This window comes from Ruegeria sp. AH12, assembly GCF_056541465.1.
Window position 1 is genome coordinate 517,375 of the sequence record NZ_JBQFYL010000001.1, and the last position, 14,409, is coordinate 531,783.

Sequence of the window (14,409 nt, forward strand, 5' to 3'; positions counted from 1 at the left end):
GATTTCATGACACCATGAGTTTCGAGACTGAGACGTTGTTTGTCCTGCGCGGCGCGTTTGATCCAGCAAAGTTTGTCGGGCTGAACCTGCGATATGATCCGGAACGGGCCTCCAAGCCCTTTGTTCTGCTGGATTGTCATGACCAGTCGATCCGCGCATCCGGTCGGACGCTTCTTGAGTTCGGTGGGTCATTGCATCTGCTGGATGGTAAAGGCGCGCGTTGGAGCCAAAGGTCCAAGGGTGAGGGGCGTTTTGCACAAGACCTGCCAGGCGGTCCGGTCCGCGATGCATTGCACCGGTTTCCAAAATTGCGCGCATTGATGGAAATTACTTCGGGCGTGGTCGAGGAAGGCAGCCTTGCGGTTCTGGATGATCTCGAGAAAACACAGGTGCGAGGTCGCGTCACGGTTTTGTCGACCGCAAACGGGCAGGTGACGGTTATACGCCTCAGTCGTCTGCGGGGGTATGACAAGGCCTACCTCCGTGCCTGCGACGCGATGTTGGCGGCTGGTTCGGACAGAGCTGACCTGTCTGCAATTGTTAAAGCTTTAGAGCCGGGTGAGGTCCCATATCGGGCAAAGCCCGAGATCACTTTGGGGCGATCAGAGCCTTCGATTCAGGTGGCTACTGATATTATTCATACTTTTCTAAAAGTTGCGCAGCAAAATGAAAGTAGACTTATCGCTGATATCGATACCGAATTCCTGCATGATTACCGCGTTTCTCTGCGCCGAATACGATCTGTCATCAGCTTGTTCAAAGGAGTTTTCTCTGACGATCAAACTGCGACGCTGAAAAAGACCTTCTCAGATATGATGACCCCGACCGGGCGTGTGCGGGATTTGGATGTCTATCTTCTGGAAAAAGACATATATTACAGCCTTGTGCCGCACACACTTCATCCCGGATTGGATGCCATGTTTGGGCAGTTCCAGAAGGAACGCATGCAGGAACTCTCGCGGCTGACCCGCAGGTTACGCAGCAAAGCCTACCAAAGTCAGATGGCAGAGCTAACAGCGCTGTTCAGCACCACCGAACGTCTACAGCCAGGTCCAAACGCGCAGCGCCGGGCTTATGATCATGCTTGCGCCCTGATCTGGAAGCGCTATCGCAAGGTCTGCAAGATTGCGCGCAGCATCACGCCTGAAACACCGGATGAGCTTGTGCATGACCTGCGGATCGATTGTAAGAAATTGCGCTATCTGATGGAATTCTTTGCGCCCCTTTTCGATGCGAAAGATTTCAAGTCCATTCTCAAGCCCCTGAAAAAGCTTCAGGATAATCTGGGGCTGTTCAATGATTACTCGGTCCAGCAAGAGGCGTTGCAGCAGTTTGCCGCGCAGCAATCCAATGCCCAACGACGCGTTGATGTAAAGATTGGTCTGGCGGTTGGAGGGCTGATCGCCGTGCTGGACCAACGTCAGCGGGCCGAGCGTGACCGTGTAATCGCCAATTTCCAGCAATTTGATGCCCCTGACACCCGTCAGATGTTTCGCCACCTGTTTCATCGGTCCAAGGAGTGAGGAATGAAAATCATTGCCTGTTACAGCAACAAAGGCGGTGTTGGAAAAACCGCCACTTCGGTCAATCTGGCCCACGCCTATGCGGCGGCGGGCAAGCTGGTCTTGCTGTGCGATCTTGATCCGCAGGGGGCGTCAGGGTTCTATTTCCGTGTGAAACCTTCGAAGAAGCTGACGGATGCGCGGTTCTTCGAGGATGTTAAGCGCTTCACCAGCGCCATTCGTGCAAGTGATTTCGAAGGGCTGGATATTCTTCCCGCGAACCTGACCTTTCGTGACTTTGATGTGTTTCTGTCGCGCATGCGGAACAGTCGGTCGCGCTTGAAAAAGGCTCTGACGGCGGCGGGCAGTGATTACGATGTCATCATCCTGGACTGTCCGCCCAACTTTTCGACCCTGTCCGAAAACATCTTTAAGGCCGCAGACCAGATCGTTGTGCCGGTGATCCCGACAACGTTGTCCGAACGGACCTTTGAGCAGCTGGTTGGGTTCTTCGACCAGCACAAACTGCCGAAGAAGAAGCTGAAAGCGTTCTTTTCGATGGTGCAGCAGCGCAAAACGTTACATCAGCAGACGATCGCGGCGATGCGAAAGACCTATCGAAAAAGGTTCATGCGCAGCAGCATTCCCTTTGCGGCGGATGTCGAAAAGATGGGTCAACATCGCGCACCGGTGTTGACCTATGCCCCGCGCAGTGCGGCGGGGGCGGCCTATCAGGCACTCTATAACGAGGTGGAAAACGGGGTGGTTTCGACCGAATGAGCAAGGAAATCGAACGTAAGTTTCTGGTCAACAGCCTGCCAGACCTGAGCGGTGCACAAAAGGCTGTGGTGCGACAGGGTTATCTGACCGCCCCCGAGGATTCGACCGAACTGCGCCTGCGGCAGAAGAATGACCAGTATTTCCTGACGCTCAAAGGTGCAGGGGGGTTGGTTCGGGTGGAGCGTGAGACCGAGATGTCCGCTGAACAGTTCGAAACCTTTTGGCCCGAAACCGAGGGGCGACGTGTTGAAAAAGAACGCTTTACCAACAGTTTGCCAGATGGGCGGGAGTTCGAGCTGGATATCTTTCAGGGTGCGTTGGCACCATTGCGACTGGTCGAAGTGGAATTTTCCAGCGAATCCGAGGCACTTGGTTTCACGCCGCCCGCGTGGTTTGGTGCTGATGTGACCGAAGATAAACGCTATAAAAACAAGAACCTGGCCATTGATGGGGCGCCTGGCTAGACTCAGCGTGACAGGTTCAGCGTAACCTCAAGGCCCGGATCACAGTTGCGGGCCACGAACTTCCCTCCATGCATATGCGTGATCGCAGCAACCAGTGCTAGGCCAAGCCCGGCATTACGCTCGGTTCGGGCAGGGTCGAGCGTGACAAAAGGCAATTGCAGGCGGGGCAGATCTTTGGCGGGGACGCCTGGCCCCTGATCGCGCACGCTGAGCTGGGCGAACTGGTCGTCCTCACCAATTGTGATGGCAATGGTCGTGTTCTCCGGCGCGTATCGCATTGCGTTTTCCAACAGGTTCGACAGCGCTTGTGATAGCAACGGGCGGTGACCCTGCACTGGTGCGGCCTCTCCTTCGACCTTAAGCTGGATGTTCTGGTCAGCGGCAACCGGGTCGTAGAGTTCAATCACATCGCTAACGAGGTGCTGCAGATCGACCTCTTCGAACTGTTCGCGGCCCAAGCCGGCCTCAGCCCGTGAAATTTCGGTTAGCTGCCCCAGCACACGCAAGACGTGGTCGATTTCCAAAGTAGCGCGGGTGATATCAGCCTCGCGCTCCTGCTCGCTTTTACCCGGGTCAGACAGCGCCTCGACCCGTTGTTTTAGACGCGACAGGGGGGATCGCAGATCATGCGCAATCGAATTTGATGTCGTGCGTAGGTTGCTGATCAGTTCCTCGATCCGGTCGAGCATGTTGTTCAGCGTCCCCGCCACCTGGTCGAACTCATCGCCGGTACCACGCAGGGGCATACGTCGGGACAGATCACCCGAGACGATGTTCTCTGCTGTGCTGGCGATGTCCGACAGGCGGGAAAAGACCAAGCGGGTGAACAGCCATGCGGTGAGCACACTCAGAACCAGAGCAATGCCAAGGGTCAGCGCCACGGATCTCAGCAAAACCCGATCAAACTGCTGACGTGCGACAGCGTCTCGACCGACGATCAGGCGCTCTTGGCCGGGCAGGCGGATCGAGGCGGCTGAGACGGGAACAAGTTGGTCGTTGTCAGCGCGGCGCAGTTCTAGTTCCACCCAGCCACTACCAGCTGTAATATGCTCGGGCCATTGCTTGAGGTTTCCAACCAGCTTGTTGCCGAACCGATCTGTCAGCAGGTACAGCGCATCGCGCTCCGATGCGCTGGGAAGGCGGCGTTCGATGGCTGTGATCAGGCCGATCAACCCACGACGTTCATATTCATCTGCCAGCCCAGTTAATTCAGCGGAAACCACTGATCGGGTCTCGGATTCAATGCTGCGATTTGCTGTGAAATAGACCAAGGCCAGTACGGTTGCCGTCAGAAAAATGCTGAGCACCATACTGGCCAGTACCAGCCGCGTTCGGGAATTATTCAGAGAAAGCCGAAGGTTATCCATCAGACATCATGTAGCCTGAACCTCTGACGGTTTCAATCAACGGTGCTTCTCCGCCCTCGTCCAACTGGCGACGCAGTTTCGAGATATGGACGTCGACAACGTTGGTGTTCGGGTCGAAGTGGTAGTCCCAAACGCCTTCCAGCAGCATGGTGCGTGACACGACGCGGTTCTTGCGGCGCAGAAAAAACTCCAGAATCTGGAACTCGCGCGGGGTCAGGGTGATCTCATGCCCGTCGCGGGTGACCTTGCGAGTCAGCAAATCCATCTCAAGGTCTTTGCAGGTCAGGGTTGGTGTCTCTTCCGATTCCTGAGGGCGGCGTAGAAGCGCCTCGATCCGCGCATGTAGTTCCTGGAACGAGAAGGGTTTGACCAGATAATCATCCGCGCCCGAATTGAGCCCCTTCACACGCTCGTCCACCGCACTCATCGCGGTCAACATCAGAACCGGTGTCTTCAAACCGGCTGCGCGCATGGATTTGATCAGCGACAGCCCGTCCAACCCGGGCAGCATCCTATCCAGCACGACGGCGTCGAATCCACCATCGGTGGCGTGATACAGACCCTCGCGGCCGTCAGCGGCAACCTCGACCACATATCCTTCTTCGCCAAAGCCCTTGGCGATGAAGTCCCGTGTGTCTTCGTCATCTTCAACAATCAGAAGGCGTCGGCTCATGATCGGGTTCCTTTCTATCGGAATTTAAACACAATTTCCGTACAAAGCACATGGTTTTGACGGGGCTGCCTCAACAACTCTGTGCCGGGTGCAGCCTCGCGCACCCGGCACGCCCGACGGATTGCGGACAAACCAATCCGGCCGGGAGGCGCACGCCAAATATCCCCATCATGAGGCGTGCGCGGGTTTGGGATCAGGCGATCTCGACCGCAACGAAAATCTGGTTGCCACCGCGATTGATCAGCACCAGTGCCGGATCAGTTTTTTCGCTGTCCAACGCGGCCTTGAGCGCGTCGGGTGTCAGCGTGTCCTGGCTGCCCAGTTTGACGATGACATCACCGCGCTGCAGACCGGCCTTAGCCGCCGGGCTGTCTGGTTGCAGATCAGTCACAACCACGCCGTCTACACCCTGTGCCACGCCCATCTCGGCCCGTGCGGTATCGGTCAGCGGAGCGACGGTCACACCCAGTTGGGTGCCCGAGACCTCGGGATCGACCGGAATATCCGCCTCGGCTGATGCCGACTGATGCTGGCCGATGGTCAATTGAAGCTCTTGCTGGTCACCATTGCGTAGCACCGTCAGAGTGCTTTCAGTGCCCACCTTGGTGGTGCCAACCAAAAGCGGCAGATCGCCACTATTATCAACGGCGTTATTGTTGAAGCTCAGAATCACGTCACCTTGCTGCAGGACGCCTTCCGCTGGGCTGCCTGCCACTACATCTGAGACCAGCGCACCGGTAGATTGGTCGATGCCCAAGGCAGCGGCAAGCTCCGGGCTGACATTCTGGATCGAAACACCCAGCCAACCGCGGCTGACCTGACCATCGTCGCGCAGGTCGGCTGCGATATGTTCAACAATGTTCGAGGTGACGGCGAAGCCAAGACCGACAGATCCGCCACTTGGCGAATAGATGGCCGAGTTCACGCCAACAACTTCGCCTTCCATGTTGAACAGGGGGCCGCCGGAATTGCCTTTGTTGATTGCTGCATCTGTCTGAATGAACTCGGCATATGGCCCTTGCGAGATGTTGCGGCCCTTGGCTGATACAATCCCTGTGGTCACGGTCGAGCTGAGCCCGAACGGGTTGCCGATGGCCACCACATCTTCGCCAACACGGATTAAGTCACTGTCACCCAGTTCAACGGCTTGCAGCGTTTCGCCCGCATCGATTTTCAGAACGGCAATATCGGTCAGCGGGTCGGTGCCGATCACTTCAGCCTCAAAACTCCGATCATCGTTCAGGCGCACGGTCACGCTTGTGGCATTGTCGACAACATGGTGGTTGGTGATGATGTACCCGGTCTCATCCAGCACAAACCCCGATCCCAAACCCTGTGCCGGACCGCGTTGTGGTGCCTGGAAGCCTTCGGGTCCACCGAAGCGCTTAAAAAACTCACCAAACGGATGGGAGTCGAGGTCAAAGTCTTGGCCGAATGCGGGGCGAGTGGTCGGGTCCTGTTCGGCGATGATGGTCACGACCGAAGGGGATACGGTTTCGACCAGATCAGCCAGCGCTTCATCCGCCAGCGCGGGCAGGGCAGTGGATGCAAGCAACGCGGCGCCCAGTGCGCTTGCGCCGATCCAGCCGGATTTCTGCGGCAAAAGAAGCGAGGATTTACGGATGCTCATTTAGGTCTCCTGTGTGTTTCACGCGATTGCAACCGCGCGTTAAAGCCGGAGATATGCCGATAATCTGGGTGTTACCTGATGGTTTCGTTAAGAAAACTTAATTTTGCCACAAAGGGGCAGTTGAGTGCAGATCATCGCCGCTTGGGGATTCGTTGAGTCCTTAATGGCCGCGTCGAAGAATCAGTGGATTGTTGCCAAAATCGGCGTCAAACAATCAAATTTATTGCATTGCCTTTCTTTTGGGGACAATGCGCACCACTCAAAATTCGAAAATTAGGTGATCGTCCTTGGGTTGAGCGTTGAATTTACTGGTGCAGAAATTCATGTACTAACTGGCTATTTTTATTGCCTTTGGATCAATTATGCGTGCTCATAAATGGTGTTTCGCCGCAAGGGTTCCATCTTGGACACAACTTAAAGTAATGTTGACAAAAGCGGGATGTTGCTCAAAAGCCAGAAGAGCAGTCCTGAACTGGTTCGTTTTGCCCAATTTTATATTGTTTTGAGAGATCAGATCGGGGTAAATGATCTTACCCAAGTGAGGGGGAGCCGAAAGCACTAGGGGGTGCCGACGGTGTTCTCGATCTCAGGTAGTGTATGTTGCATGTTAACGAGGGGGTCTTGTTTAGGTTTCGCAGCATAGTCGACCAGCCCGTTTGGCGTTAGGTTGCGCATTTGAGATTGAAGAAAGTGGTAGTCCTTTATTGGGTACGCGGCCCGGTTGGCAACAACCGGGTCGCAACTATTTTGGCGGCTGGGTTTTGCTGTCCTGAACTTCTCGCCAGTTCGCCCAGTCTTCCGGTGTATCCAGGTCATACAGCGCGTTTCGACCGGGAAGGGGCACCAAGCAAAGGCGCGCACCGTTCGAACGTATGACGGATTGCGCACCAGTATCTCCGGTCAATTGCGATAAGGTGGCAAAAAGGCTTTGATCGAACAGAACCGGATGACCGGGTTTGCCGCTTTGGGTAGCACCTCGCCAGATCAGATGGTCTGGGTTCCGCTCACGAGCGCGCAGCACCGCCTTCAGATCCTCGGGCGTCAGGTTCGGTAGGTCTGCGAGCATAACCATAGCCGCGGGTGAAACGGGGCTGACATAGGCCAAAGCGCCCCGCAGGCTTGCATTCATACCTTCGGCTGCATCCGGGATTGGTACGATCTGCACATCAAGCCCCGATAATGCCTCGTACCGTGGATGAGGCCGTGGCGGTAGCGCGACAATGACCGGTCCGGCCGCCATCGCGGCCAAAGCCGAGCGTCTTAACAGGGGAATACCGTCAATCTCTTGCGTCAACTTGTCGGCGCCGCGCATACGGCTTGATTGCCCGGCGGCCAGCAGCAGGATCGGTATCTGTATCATGTGGACAACATGCCGCCCCAGTGGCGGCAAGTCATCCCCTCATGCGCGCGCCATCCGCATCAAACAGCGGGGTCGAGATCACACGGGCCTTGCGCAGATCCCCCAGGATTTCGATTTCAACGTCCAGCCCGTCCTGCGCACGGTCAGTTGGCAGGAACCCCAAGGCAATGGATTTGTGCGCGTGGTGGGAATAGCCGCCGGAAGTACAGAACCCAACAACAGCGCCGTCCAACCAGATTGGCTCATAGGCGTTGACGTCCGCATCTGCCGCATCGACTTCGAAGGCCACAAGTTTGCGTGCGGCACCCCCTGCGCGATCCTCTTCTGCGGCAGCGCGACCTATGAAATCTGCGTTCTTCGAAAATGAGATGAAGCGATCCAACCCGGTTTCAGCCGCAGTATAATCGGGCGAGAACTCCCGCATCCAGGAGCCAAAGAACTTATCCAGCCTCAGGGACATCATGGCGCGCATGCCAAAGGGTGTTATGCCAAACGGCTGCCCAGCCTGCCATAAGCTCCACCACAGCTGTCGTTGCGCCATCGGATCGCAGTAGATCTCATAGCCCAGATCGCCGGTGTAGCTGACCCGTTGCACAATGCAATCGGTCATGCCGATTGTCATCCGGCGCATATCCATGAATCTGAGGTTCGAAATATCCTCACGTGTGCAGGCCGACAGGACCTGTGCGGCCTTCGGGCCCGCGATCTGGAAGCCGTTGAGTTGATCGCTGATGTTGTCGATGGAAACTCCATCGATTGCGTTTTGCTGGAACCAGCGCATGTGGAAGGCCTGACTGCCATAAGAGGCGGTCAGGCGGAATTCGGTCTCACTCAGGCAAGACACAGTGAAATCACCGATCAGTTTGCCCTTGTGCGACAACATCGGTGTCAGCGACAGGCGCCCCGGCTGCGGAATCCGCCCGGCCATTATCCGATCCAGCCAATCACGCGCCTCTGGCCCCGAGATCCGGTACTTGCCGAAATTATGCACCTCATTGATTCCAACACCGTTGCGGACGGCGCGGACCTCGCGGCCCGTCGCCTCGAATGCATCCGAGCGGCGGAAAGAGGGAGTCTCAAAGCCGGGCTCATCGCCTTGCGCGAAATAGTTCGGCACTTCCAGCCCATATTGCTGACCCCAGACCGCGTCCAGTTCGCTGAAGATGTCATACATCGGCGTAGTGCGGTTGGGACGCGCGGCGGGCAGTTCCTCGTTCGGGTAGGCGACGCTGAACCGTTTTTGATAATTCTCAATGACCTTCGGGCGGGTATAGCCGGGGCTGATCCAATCGCCGAACCGGGCGACGTCCATGGCGAAGACATCGCGTTCCGGCTCGCCCTCGATCATCCACTGCGCCAGCGTCAGGCCAACGCCGCCGCCTTGGCTGAACCCGGCCATCACCCCGCACGCCGACCAATAGTTGCGCATTCCGGGCACTGGCCCGACCAGAGGGTTCCCGTCCGGCGCAAAGGTGAACGGCCCGTGGATCACCGATTTCACCCCGGCCTCGGCCAGAACAGGGAAGCGGTTATAGGCAAACTCGATACTGTCGGTGATCTTGTCATAGTCATCCGGCAGCAGTTCGTGCCCAAACTCCCACGGCGTTCCGTCCACGGCCCAAGGCTTGCAGGGTTGTTCGTAGAACCCGATGCACAACCCGCGCCCTTCTTGCCGTAGATAGCTCTCTCCAGCAGGGTCCATTACGTGCGGATGCTCTCCGCCCGCGTCGATGATGGCCTCGATCTGAGAGATCGAGTCGGTGACCAGATATTGGTGCTCCATCGGGTGCAGCGGGAAATAGACACCCGCCATCGCGCCGACCTCGCGCGCCCAGAGGCCGCCTGCGTTGACAATATGTTCGGCGTGGATCGTGCCTTTGTCAGTGACTACATCCCAGGTGCCATCCGCGCGCTGGTTCGTTTCACGCACCATGCAATGGGTCTCGATCGTGGCACCGCCCATTCGGGCCGCCTTGGCATAGGCATGAGTGGTGCCCGATGGGTCCAAGTGCCCATCCAGCGGATCATAAAGCGCACCGATAATGCCGTTCGTATTGGTGATTGGCGCGATCTTCTTGATCTCATCCGGGCCGACGATTTCGGTTTCCAGCCCCATGAACCGGTGCTTGGCGCGTTCGGCCAGCAGCATGTCGAACCGATCCTGATTGTCGGCCAGCGTCACCCCGCCCACATGGTGCAGCCCGCAGGACATGCCGGTGATCTCTTCCAGCTCTTTATACAGGCGGATCGTATAGCCCTGCAGCGCCGCCATATTGGTATCGCCGTTCAGAGTGTGAAATCCGCCCGCCGCATGCCAGGTCGAGCCCGAGGTCAGCTCGGACCGTTCCAGCAGCATCACGTCTGCCCAACCCAGTTTGGTCAGGTGATACAACACCGAACAGCCAACAACGCCACCGCCGATCACGGCCACACGGGTTTGAAGTTTCATGAATACCTCCGTCAGAATTGCGCTCAGTCTGATCGGAGGGTGGTGTTCTGCATGTGAAAATACGACAAAGTTTGTCGGTTAGAGCGCATCAGTTTTTACCAATGCGCTCTGATTGGCGCATGTTACAGCGTGGGAAGAGGTCTGATCTTCAGCTCCGTGATCCGATTGCCCTCGCGCGACGTCACCTCGAACCGGAAGCCGTGAAACGAAAAGACCTGACCCACAACGGGGATCATCTGAGCCTCATGGATGACCAGCCCGGCCAGGGTGTTGGCTTCTTCATCGGGCAGGGACCAATCCAGCGCGCGGTTCGCGTCACGGATCGTCATTGCCCCTTCGACAAGGTATTGCCCATCCTCGGACCGGGTCACTGGCACATCCTCTTCGATATCGAATTCGTCTGCGATCTCGCCCACGATTTCTTCGAGGATGTCTTCGAGGGTGATCAACCCTCTCAGTGATCCGTATTCGTCCACCACAAGCGCGAAGTGGCTGTGCATCCGCAGGAACTCACGCATTTGGTCATCCAGAGTGGTGGTTTCCGGAACGAAATAGGGGTCATTGGCGACCTTGGCGATATCGAAAGACTTCAGCCGATCCGCATCGCCATCGGTGCCGCCAACCTGCGCATACATGGCGCGGAACAGGTCTTTGGCATGGACGACGCCAACGATGTTTTCAGGTTCGTCGCGAAAGACGGGCAGGCGGGTATGCTGGCTCTCCAGACACTGCTTCAGAATGGCCTCGGGCGCGTCATCTGCATCGATCATTTCGATGTTGGATCGGTGAAGCATGATCTCTTCCACCACCCGGTCGCCCAAATCGAGCGCGCCCAGAATGCGGTCCCGGTCTTCCTTTTCAACCACGCCTTCAGAATGGCCCAGCTGCAGGGCGCCCGCGATCTCCTCTCGGACCGCAAGGATGTTACTGTCGGGGTCAATCCGCACACCGAACAGGCGCAGAACCCCACGCACCAGCAGCCGTACCGCGGCCACGATGGGCGAGAACACGGTGACGACAACGCCGATGATCGGCGCAACCGCCGAGGCCGCTTTTTCCGAGTTGGTGATCGCATAGGTCTTGGGCAGAACCTCGGCAAAGATCAGAACCAGCAGGGTCATGACCAGCGTCGCCAGCGCCACGCCGCTTTCGCCGAACAGCCGTGTGAACATAGCAGTGGCGAGCGAGGCCGCTAGAATGTTCACCAAATTGTTGCCCAGCAGAACCGATCCGATCAGACGTTCATTATCTTCGGTAATTTCCAGCGCCTTTTTCGCTCCGCGAGAGCCTTTATCGGCCTGTGCGCGCAGCTTGCCGCGGGATGAGGCCGTGAGTGCGGTTTCCGAGCCGGAAAAGAAGCCTGACAGGAAAAGCAAAAGCAGGATGGCGCCAGCGGTAAGCCAGAATGCGCCGTCGATCAGAGAGGATGTGGGTTCCATCGGTCCTTGGTTGTTCGTGTATCTGCACCCGTTATGGGGATGCTGTCCCTATGGATCAAGGGTTTAGCCCTGATCTTTGGGGTCTTTGGCCAGCGGGTGATGCTCTAGCACCAGTTCGGCCAGTCTTTCGTCCAGAACATGAGTGTAAATCTCGGTCGTGGCGACATCGGCATGGCCCAGTAGGGTCTGGATTGAACGCAGATCAGCCCCATTGGCCAGAAGATGCGTGGCAAAGGCATGGCGCAACGTGTGCGGCGTGACCTTTGCAGGGGAAACGCCGCCAGCAACCGCCAGGTCCTTGACCAGAAGAAAGAAGCGGTGCCGCGTAAGGTGCCCCGATTTCCCGCGCGAGGGGAACAGGAACCGTGATTTCTGCCCGCCTTTCTCAAGTGCTTTCTCTTCGGCCTCATCGCGCTGCACCAGCCAATCGGCCAGCGCGTCGCGGGCGGGTGGGGACAGGGGCACCATGCGTTCCTTGCCGCCTTTGCCCAGAACCAACAGCATGCGTGGGTCGCCGCGCGCCGAGGAGACTGGCAGCGAAACCAGTTCGGTCACGCGCATGCCGGTGGCGTATAGCAACTCCATCAGGCAGGTGTTCCGGATCCGGTCTAATGCGCTGCGCCCGGTTGTACGTGCGGCCTCAAGCAGGCGGTCCACTTCTGCGACGTCGAGCGTTTTTGGTAGCCTCTTGGACCGGCCGGGGCCTTTGATCTGAATTGCGGGGTTGGCGTCTCTCCATCCTTCTTCAAAGGCAAATCGAAAGAGTTGTTTGATCGCTGACAGACGGCGCGCGCGCGTGGATTTCGATAAGCCTTGGGCGTCGCAATCGATCAGATAGGCTTCGATCTGGTCGCGGTCTGCGTCACCTAGCGCAATCTTCCGATAGTCCAGCCATGCGGCAAAATCCTTCAGGTCGCGCCCATAGGCTAGCAACGTGTTTGTCGCTGCCCCAAGTTCGGCTGCTTGCGCCTGGAGAAAGGTGGAAATCCACAATTCATGAGAGGCTGGCGCGCTCATCACGGTCACCGTTGCAGGATCAAAAGGGTTAGTGCGGCGCGTCTTGCCGTGTCTTCCAGACCCACACGTCGAAAAGCAGCGATGGCGGCAGAAAGGTCCACAAGGTTCCCGCGTGCGCCATGTGCGAACATCTGCATGGCTTCCAGCAGTGCCTCACCCAATTGGCCCTGATCCAGCAAAGCGTCGACATCCGGCGGAACCGGAGCCGCCCATTGGAACCCTTGCGATACCGCATCCGCCAAGGGTGACGGAGAGATCGCGCGCCCCGGGTCGCCTTGTGCAAGGGCGGTCAGGAACTGCGTCTCGGTTGAAGTGTCCGGCGGGGACATGGCGGCCTGTTCATAAAGCTCGGACAGCATCAGAATGCGCCACCGCAGCGCGTCGGTTGCGGGCACTGGCAAGGTCACGCGCGCCAACTGATCGGCGAACAGCTCTGCAAACGGAACCTCCAGCCCGACGCTGCGCATCTGGTCCCAGACGCGGGGCAGGGTCTTGCCGATTGCCTCGGCACTGCCGGTTTTCAGCGCACTTTCAAAGCGCTGCATCGCAGCAACTCGATCCCAGACGGCGCCCGAAGCGGCTGGCTCACGCTCGGTGTAAAGTCCAAGCAACTGGTTGGGGGTCAGCGCGCCGATCCGGGTCAGGCGTTCTGCAGCTTCGATCTGGGATTTCCAGCCAGCCACATCGCGCAGGTCCGCATTGGCAAAAGCGCGCGGCAACGGCGCCGAAGGCAACCGCTCTCCGATCGCTTCGAACAGGCGAAAGGTCAGGGGGTTCGGATCGTCCGGTTGGGGAAGATAAGCCGCGTCTTCATAAAGTTCGGGGCTCAGAAACCGATCCAGTAGGTCCAGCTCTTCCGGCGGCAGCAGGCTCAGCGCATGTGCGGCCTCAAGCGTCAGAGCAGCCGACGCCCAATCCCCCCGGCGTGCCTTGCAGAAGATCTGCGCCGCATAGTCAGAAGACAGGTGCGGCTGCGCGATCAGAGCGGTGCAGCTGCGATCCTCATCCCCGGTCAACAGCGTGGCATCGAACCAGCGCTGAAATCGCGCCATCGTGTCAGTAGGGCCGACCAGTTGAACGAGCGACTGCGCGGGGTCGGCGGCGCCAAGCTGTATCAGACGATCCAGCCGGGCCAGCAACAGGGTCTCCTCAGCACCTGACCCAGCAGGCGCACGGGATTCCGACAGCAGAAGCGTAAACAGCAGGCGCTGCATGGCCGGGTTGGTCTTGACCGGAACGCGCGCGATCAGTTCAGCCAGACGCGCGGGATCGCTGCCCTGCCATAGGTCGACCGGCAGCCCGGTGACCGAGGATGACACAAGGCCCAGCGGCTGAGACAGTGCCTCAAGCGGCGTCACCTCGACCTCGGGCTGAATTCCATTTTGGGTTACGGGCGGTTCCAGCAGGACCGTGCCGGGTAAGTTTTCTGGCGGTTCGGTCAGCCATTCGATAGCCGACAGGGGCTCCTGCGCGCTCGCGGCCCCGGCCAACAGCACTGCCACCGCAATGTGCTTAGTCGACATCCAGTGTAACCGGCTCACGGATTTCGCTTTGAGGGGCCGAGAAATCGGCCCCAAAGAACGGGCCGATATAGGCATAGCCCACGAGCCCGATGAAGCACAGGCAAATTATATATATCAGGAACTTGATCAGACGGCCCATGGCGTCACGCTGCCTCAATTTTTGATTTTGGCCAAGTTATAACTGGCATTTTTTCTAAGATCACGT

General features: G+C 57.9%; 12 protein-coding genes. 3 read left to right on the forward strand and 9 right to left on the reverse strand.

Annotation, left to right across the window (positions count from 1 at the left end):
- Window positions 1-14 precede the first annotated feature (14 nt).
- From ACR0EL_RS02625 to ACR0EL_RS02635, 3 genes are read left to right on the forward strand one after another with little or no spacing between them, the layout of a single operon-like run.
- The gene (locus tag ACR0EL_RS02625) at window positions 15-1,523 is read left to right on the forward strand and encodes a CHAD domain-containing protein (RefSeq protein WP_480497963.1); all 1,509 of its coding nucleotides are present in this window, start codon (window positions 15-17) and stop codon (window positions 1,521-1,523) included.
- Window positions 1,524-1,526: 3 nt separating this feature from the next.
- Window positions 1,527-2,282: a ParA family protein gene (locus tag ACR0EL_RS02630; protein ID WP_480497965.1), complete on the forward strand. Its 756-nt coding sequence runs from the start codon at window positions 1,527-1,529 to the stop codon at window positions 2,280-2,282.
- Window positions 2,279-2,746 carry a CYTH domain-containing protein gene (locus ACR0EL_RS02635; RefSeq protein WP_480497967.1) on the forward strand — a complete coding sequence of 156 codons (468 nt, stop codon included), beginning with the start codon at window positions 2,279-2,281 and terminating at the stop codon, window positions 2,744-2,746. The genes ACR0EL_RS02630 and ACR0EL_RS02635 overlap by 4 nt, the downstream gene beginning before the upstream one ends.
- A 2-nt stretch (window positions 2,747-2,748) precedes the next feature.
- On the opposite strand, the gene ACR0EL_RS02640 is transcribed toward ACR0EL_RS02635, so the two are convergent.
- The 9 genes from ACR0EL_RS02640 to ACR0EL_RS02680 all read right to left on the reverse strand — a co-directional run bounded on the left by ACR0EL_RS02640 (window position 2,749) and on the right by ACR0EL_RS02680 (window position 14,343).
- Window positions 2,749-4,113 carry an ATP-binding protein gene (locus ACR0EL_RS02640; RefSeq protein WP_480497969.1) on the reverse strand — a complete coding sequence of 455 codons (1,365 nt, stop codon included), beginning with the start codon at window positions 4,111-4,113 and terminating at the stop codon, window positions 2,749-2,751.
- On the reverse strand, window positions 4,106-4,786 hold the full coding sequence (locus tag ACR0EL_RS02645) for a response regulator transcription factor (RefSeq protein ID WP_170530173.1): 681 nt from the start codon (window positions 4,784-4,786) through the stop codon (window positions 4,106-4,108). The genes ACR0EL_RS02640 and ACR0EL_RS02645 overlap by 8 nt, the downstream gene beginning before the upstream one ends.
- A gap of 193 nt (window positions 4,787-4,979) precedes the next feature.
- A complete protein-coding gene (locus ACR0EL_RS02650; RefSeq protein ID WP_480497971.1) occupies window positions 4,980-6,416 on the reverse strand; it encodes a Do family serine endopeptidase in 1,437 nt (478 codons plus the stop codon).
- Window positions 6,417-7,158: 742 nt separating this feature from the next.
- The gene (locus ACR0EL_RS02655; RefSeq protein ID WP_480497974.1) at window positions 7,159-7,776 is read right to left on the reverse strand and encodes a nucleotidyltransferase family protein; all 618 of its coding nucleotides are present in this window, start codon (window positions 7,774-7,776) and stop codon (window positions 7,159-7,161) included.
- A 31-nt stretch (window positions 7,777-7,807) separates the two neighbouring features.
- Window positions 7,808-10,225 (reverse strand): GcvT family protein, encoded by a 2,418-nt coding sequence (locus ACR0EL_RS02660; protein WP_480497976.1) that lies wholly within the window; start codon window positions 10,223-10,225, stop codon window positions 7,808-7,810.
- Between the two features lie 122 nt (window positions 10,226-10,347).
- Window positions 10,348-11,664: an HlyC/CorC family transporter gene (locus ACR0EL_RS02665; RefSeq protein ID WP_480497978.1), complete on the reverse strand. Its 1,317-nt coding sequence runs from the start codon at window positions 11,662-11,664 to the stop codon at window positions 10,348-10,350.
- Window positions 11,665-11,727: 63 nt separating this feature from the next.
- The gene (locus ACR0EL_RS02670) at window positions 11,728-12,681 is read right to left on the reverse strand and encodes a site-specific tyrosine recombinase XerD (protein ID WP_480497981.1); all 954 of its coding nucleotides are present in this window, start codon (window positions 12,679-12,681) and stop codon (window positions 11,728-11,730) included.
- A gap of 5 nt (window positions 12,682-12,686) precedes the next feature.
- The gene (locus ACR0EL_RS02675; RefSeq protein ID WP_480497983.1) at window positions 12,687-14,204 is read right to left on the reverse strand and encodes a hypothetical protein; all 1,518 of its coding nucleotides are present in this window, start codon (window positions 14,202-14,204) and stop codon (window positions 12,687-12,689) included.
- Entirely contained in the window at window positions 14,194-14,343 is a 150-nt protein-coding gene (locus tag ACR0EL_RS02680; RefSeq protein ID WP_170530159.1) for a hypothetical protein, read from the reverse strand. The genes ACR0EL_RS02675 and ACR0EL_RS02680 overlap by 11 nt, the downstream gene beginning before the upstream one ends.
- Window positions 14,344-14,409 lie beyond the last annotated feature (66 nt).

Bases quoted from the DNA above. Each gene is read 5' to 3' on its own strand.
- ACR0EL_RS02625 (WP_480497963.1), top strand. From the start codon at position 15: ATGAGTTTCGAGACTGAGACGTTGTTTGTCCTGCGCGGCGCGTTTGAT.
- ACR0EL_RS02630 (WP_480497965.1), top strand. From the start codon at position 1,527: ATGAAAATCATTGCCTGTTACAGCAACAAAGGCGGTGTTGGAAAAACC.
- ACR0EL_RS02635 (WP_480497967.1), top strand. From the start codon at position 2,279: ATGAGCAAGGAAATCGAACGTAAGTTTCTGGTCAACAGCCTGCCAGAC.
- ACR0EL_RS02640 (WP_480497969.1), bottom strand. From the start codon at position 4,113: ATGGATAACCTTCGGCTTTCTCTGAATAATTCCCGAACGCGGCTGGTA.
- ACR0EL_RS02645 (WP_170530173.1), bottom strand. From the start codon at position 4,786: ATGAGCCGACGCCTTCTGATTGTTGAAGATGACGAAGACACACGGGAC.
- ACR0EL_RS02650 (WP_480497971.1), bottom strand. From the start codon at position 6,416: ATGAGCATCCGTAAATCCTCGCTTCTTTTGCCGCAGAAATCCGGCTGG.
- ACR0EL_RS02655 (WP_480497974.1), bottom strand. From the start codon at position 7,776: ATGATACAGATACCGATCCTGCTGCTGGCCGCCGGGCAATCAAGCCGT.
- ACR0EL_RS02660 (WP_480497976.1), bottom strand. From the start codon at position 10,225: ATGAAACTTCAAACCCGTGTGGCCGTGATCGGCGGTGGCGTTGTTGGC.
- ACR0EL_RS02665 (WP_480497978.1), bottom strand. From the start codon at position 11,664: ATGGAACCCACATCCTCTCTGATCGACGGCGCATTCTGGCTTACCGCT.
- ACR0EL_RS02670 (WP_480497981.1), bottom strand. From the start codon at position 12,681: ATGAGCGCGCCAGCCTCTCATGAATTGTGGATTTCCACCTTTCTCCAG.
- ACR0EL_RS02675 (WP_480497983.1), bottom strand. From the start codon at position 14,204: ATGTCGACTAAGCACATTGCGGTGGCAGTGCTGTTGGCCGGGGCCGCG.
- ACR0EL_RS02680 (WP_170530159.1), bottom strand. From the start codon at position 14,343: ATGGGCCGTCTGATCAAGTTCCTGATATATATAATTTGCCTGTGCTTC.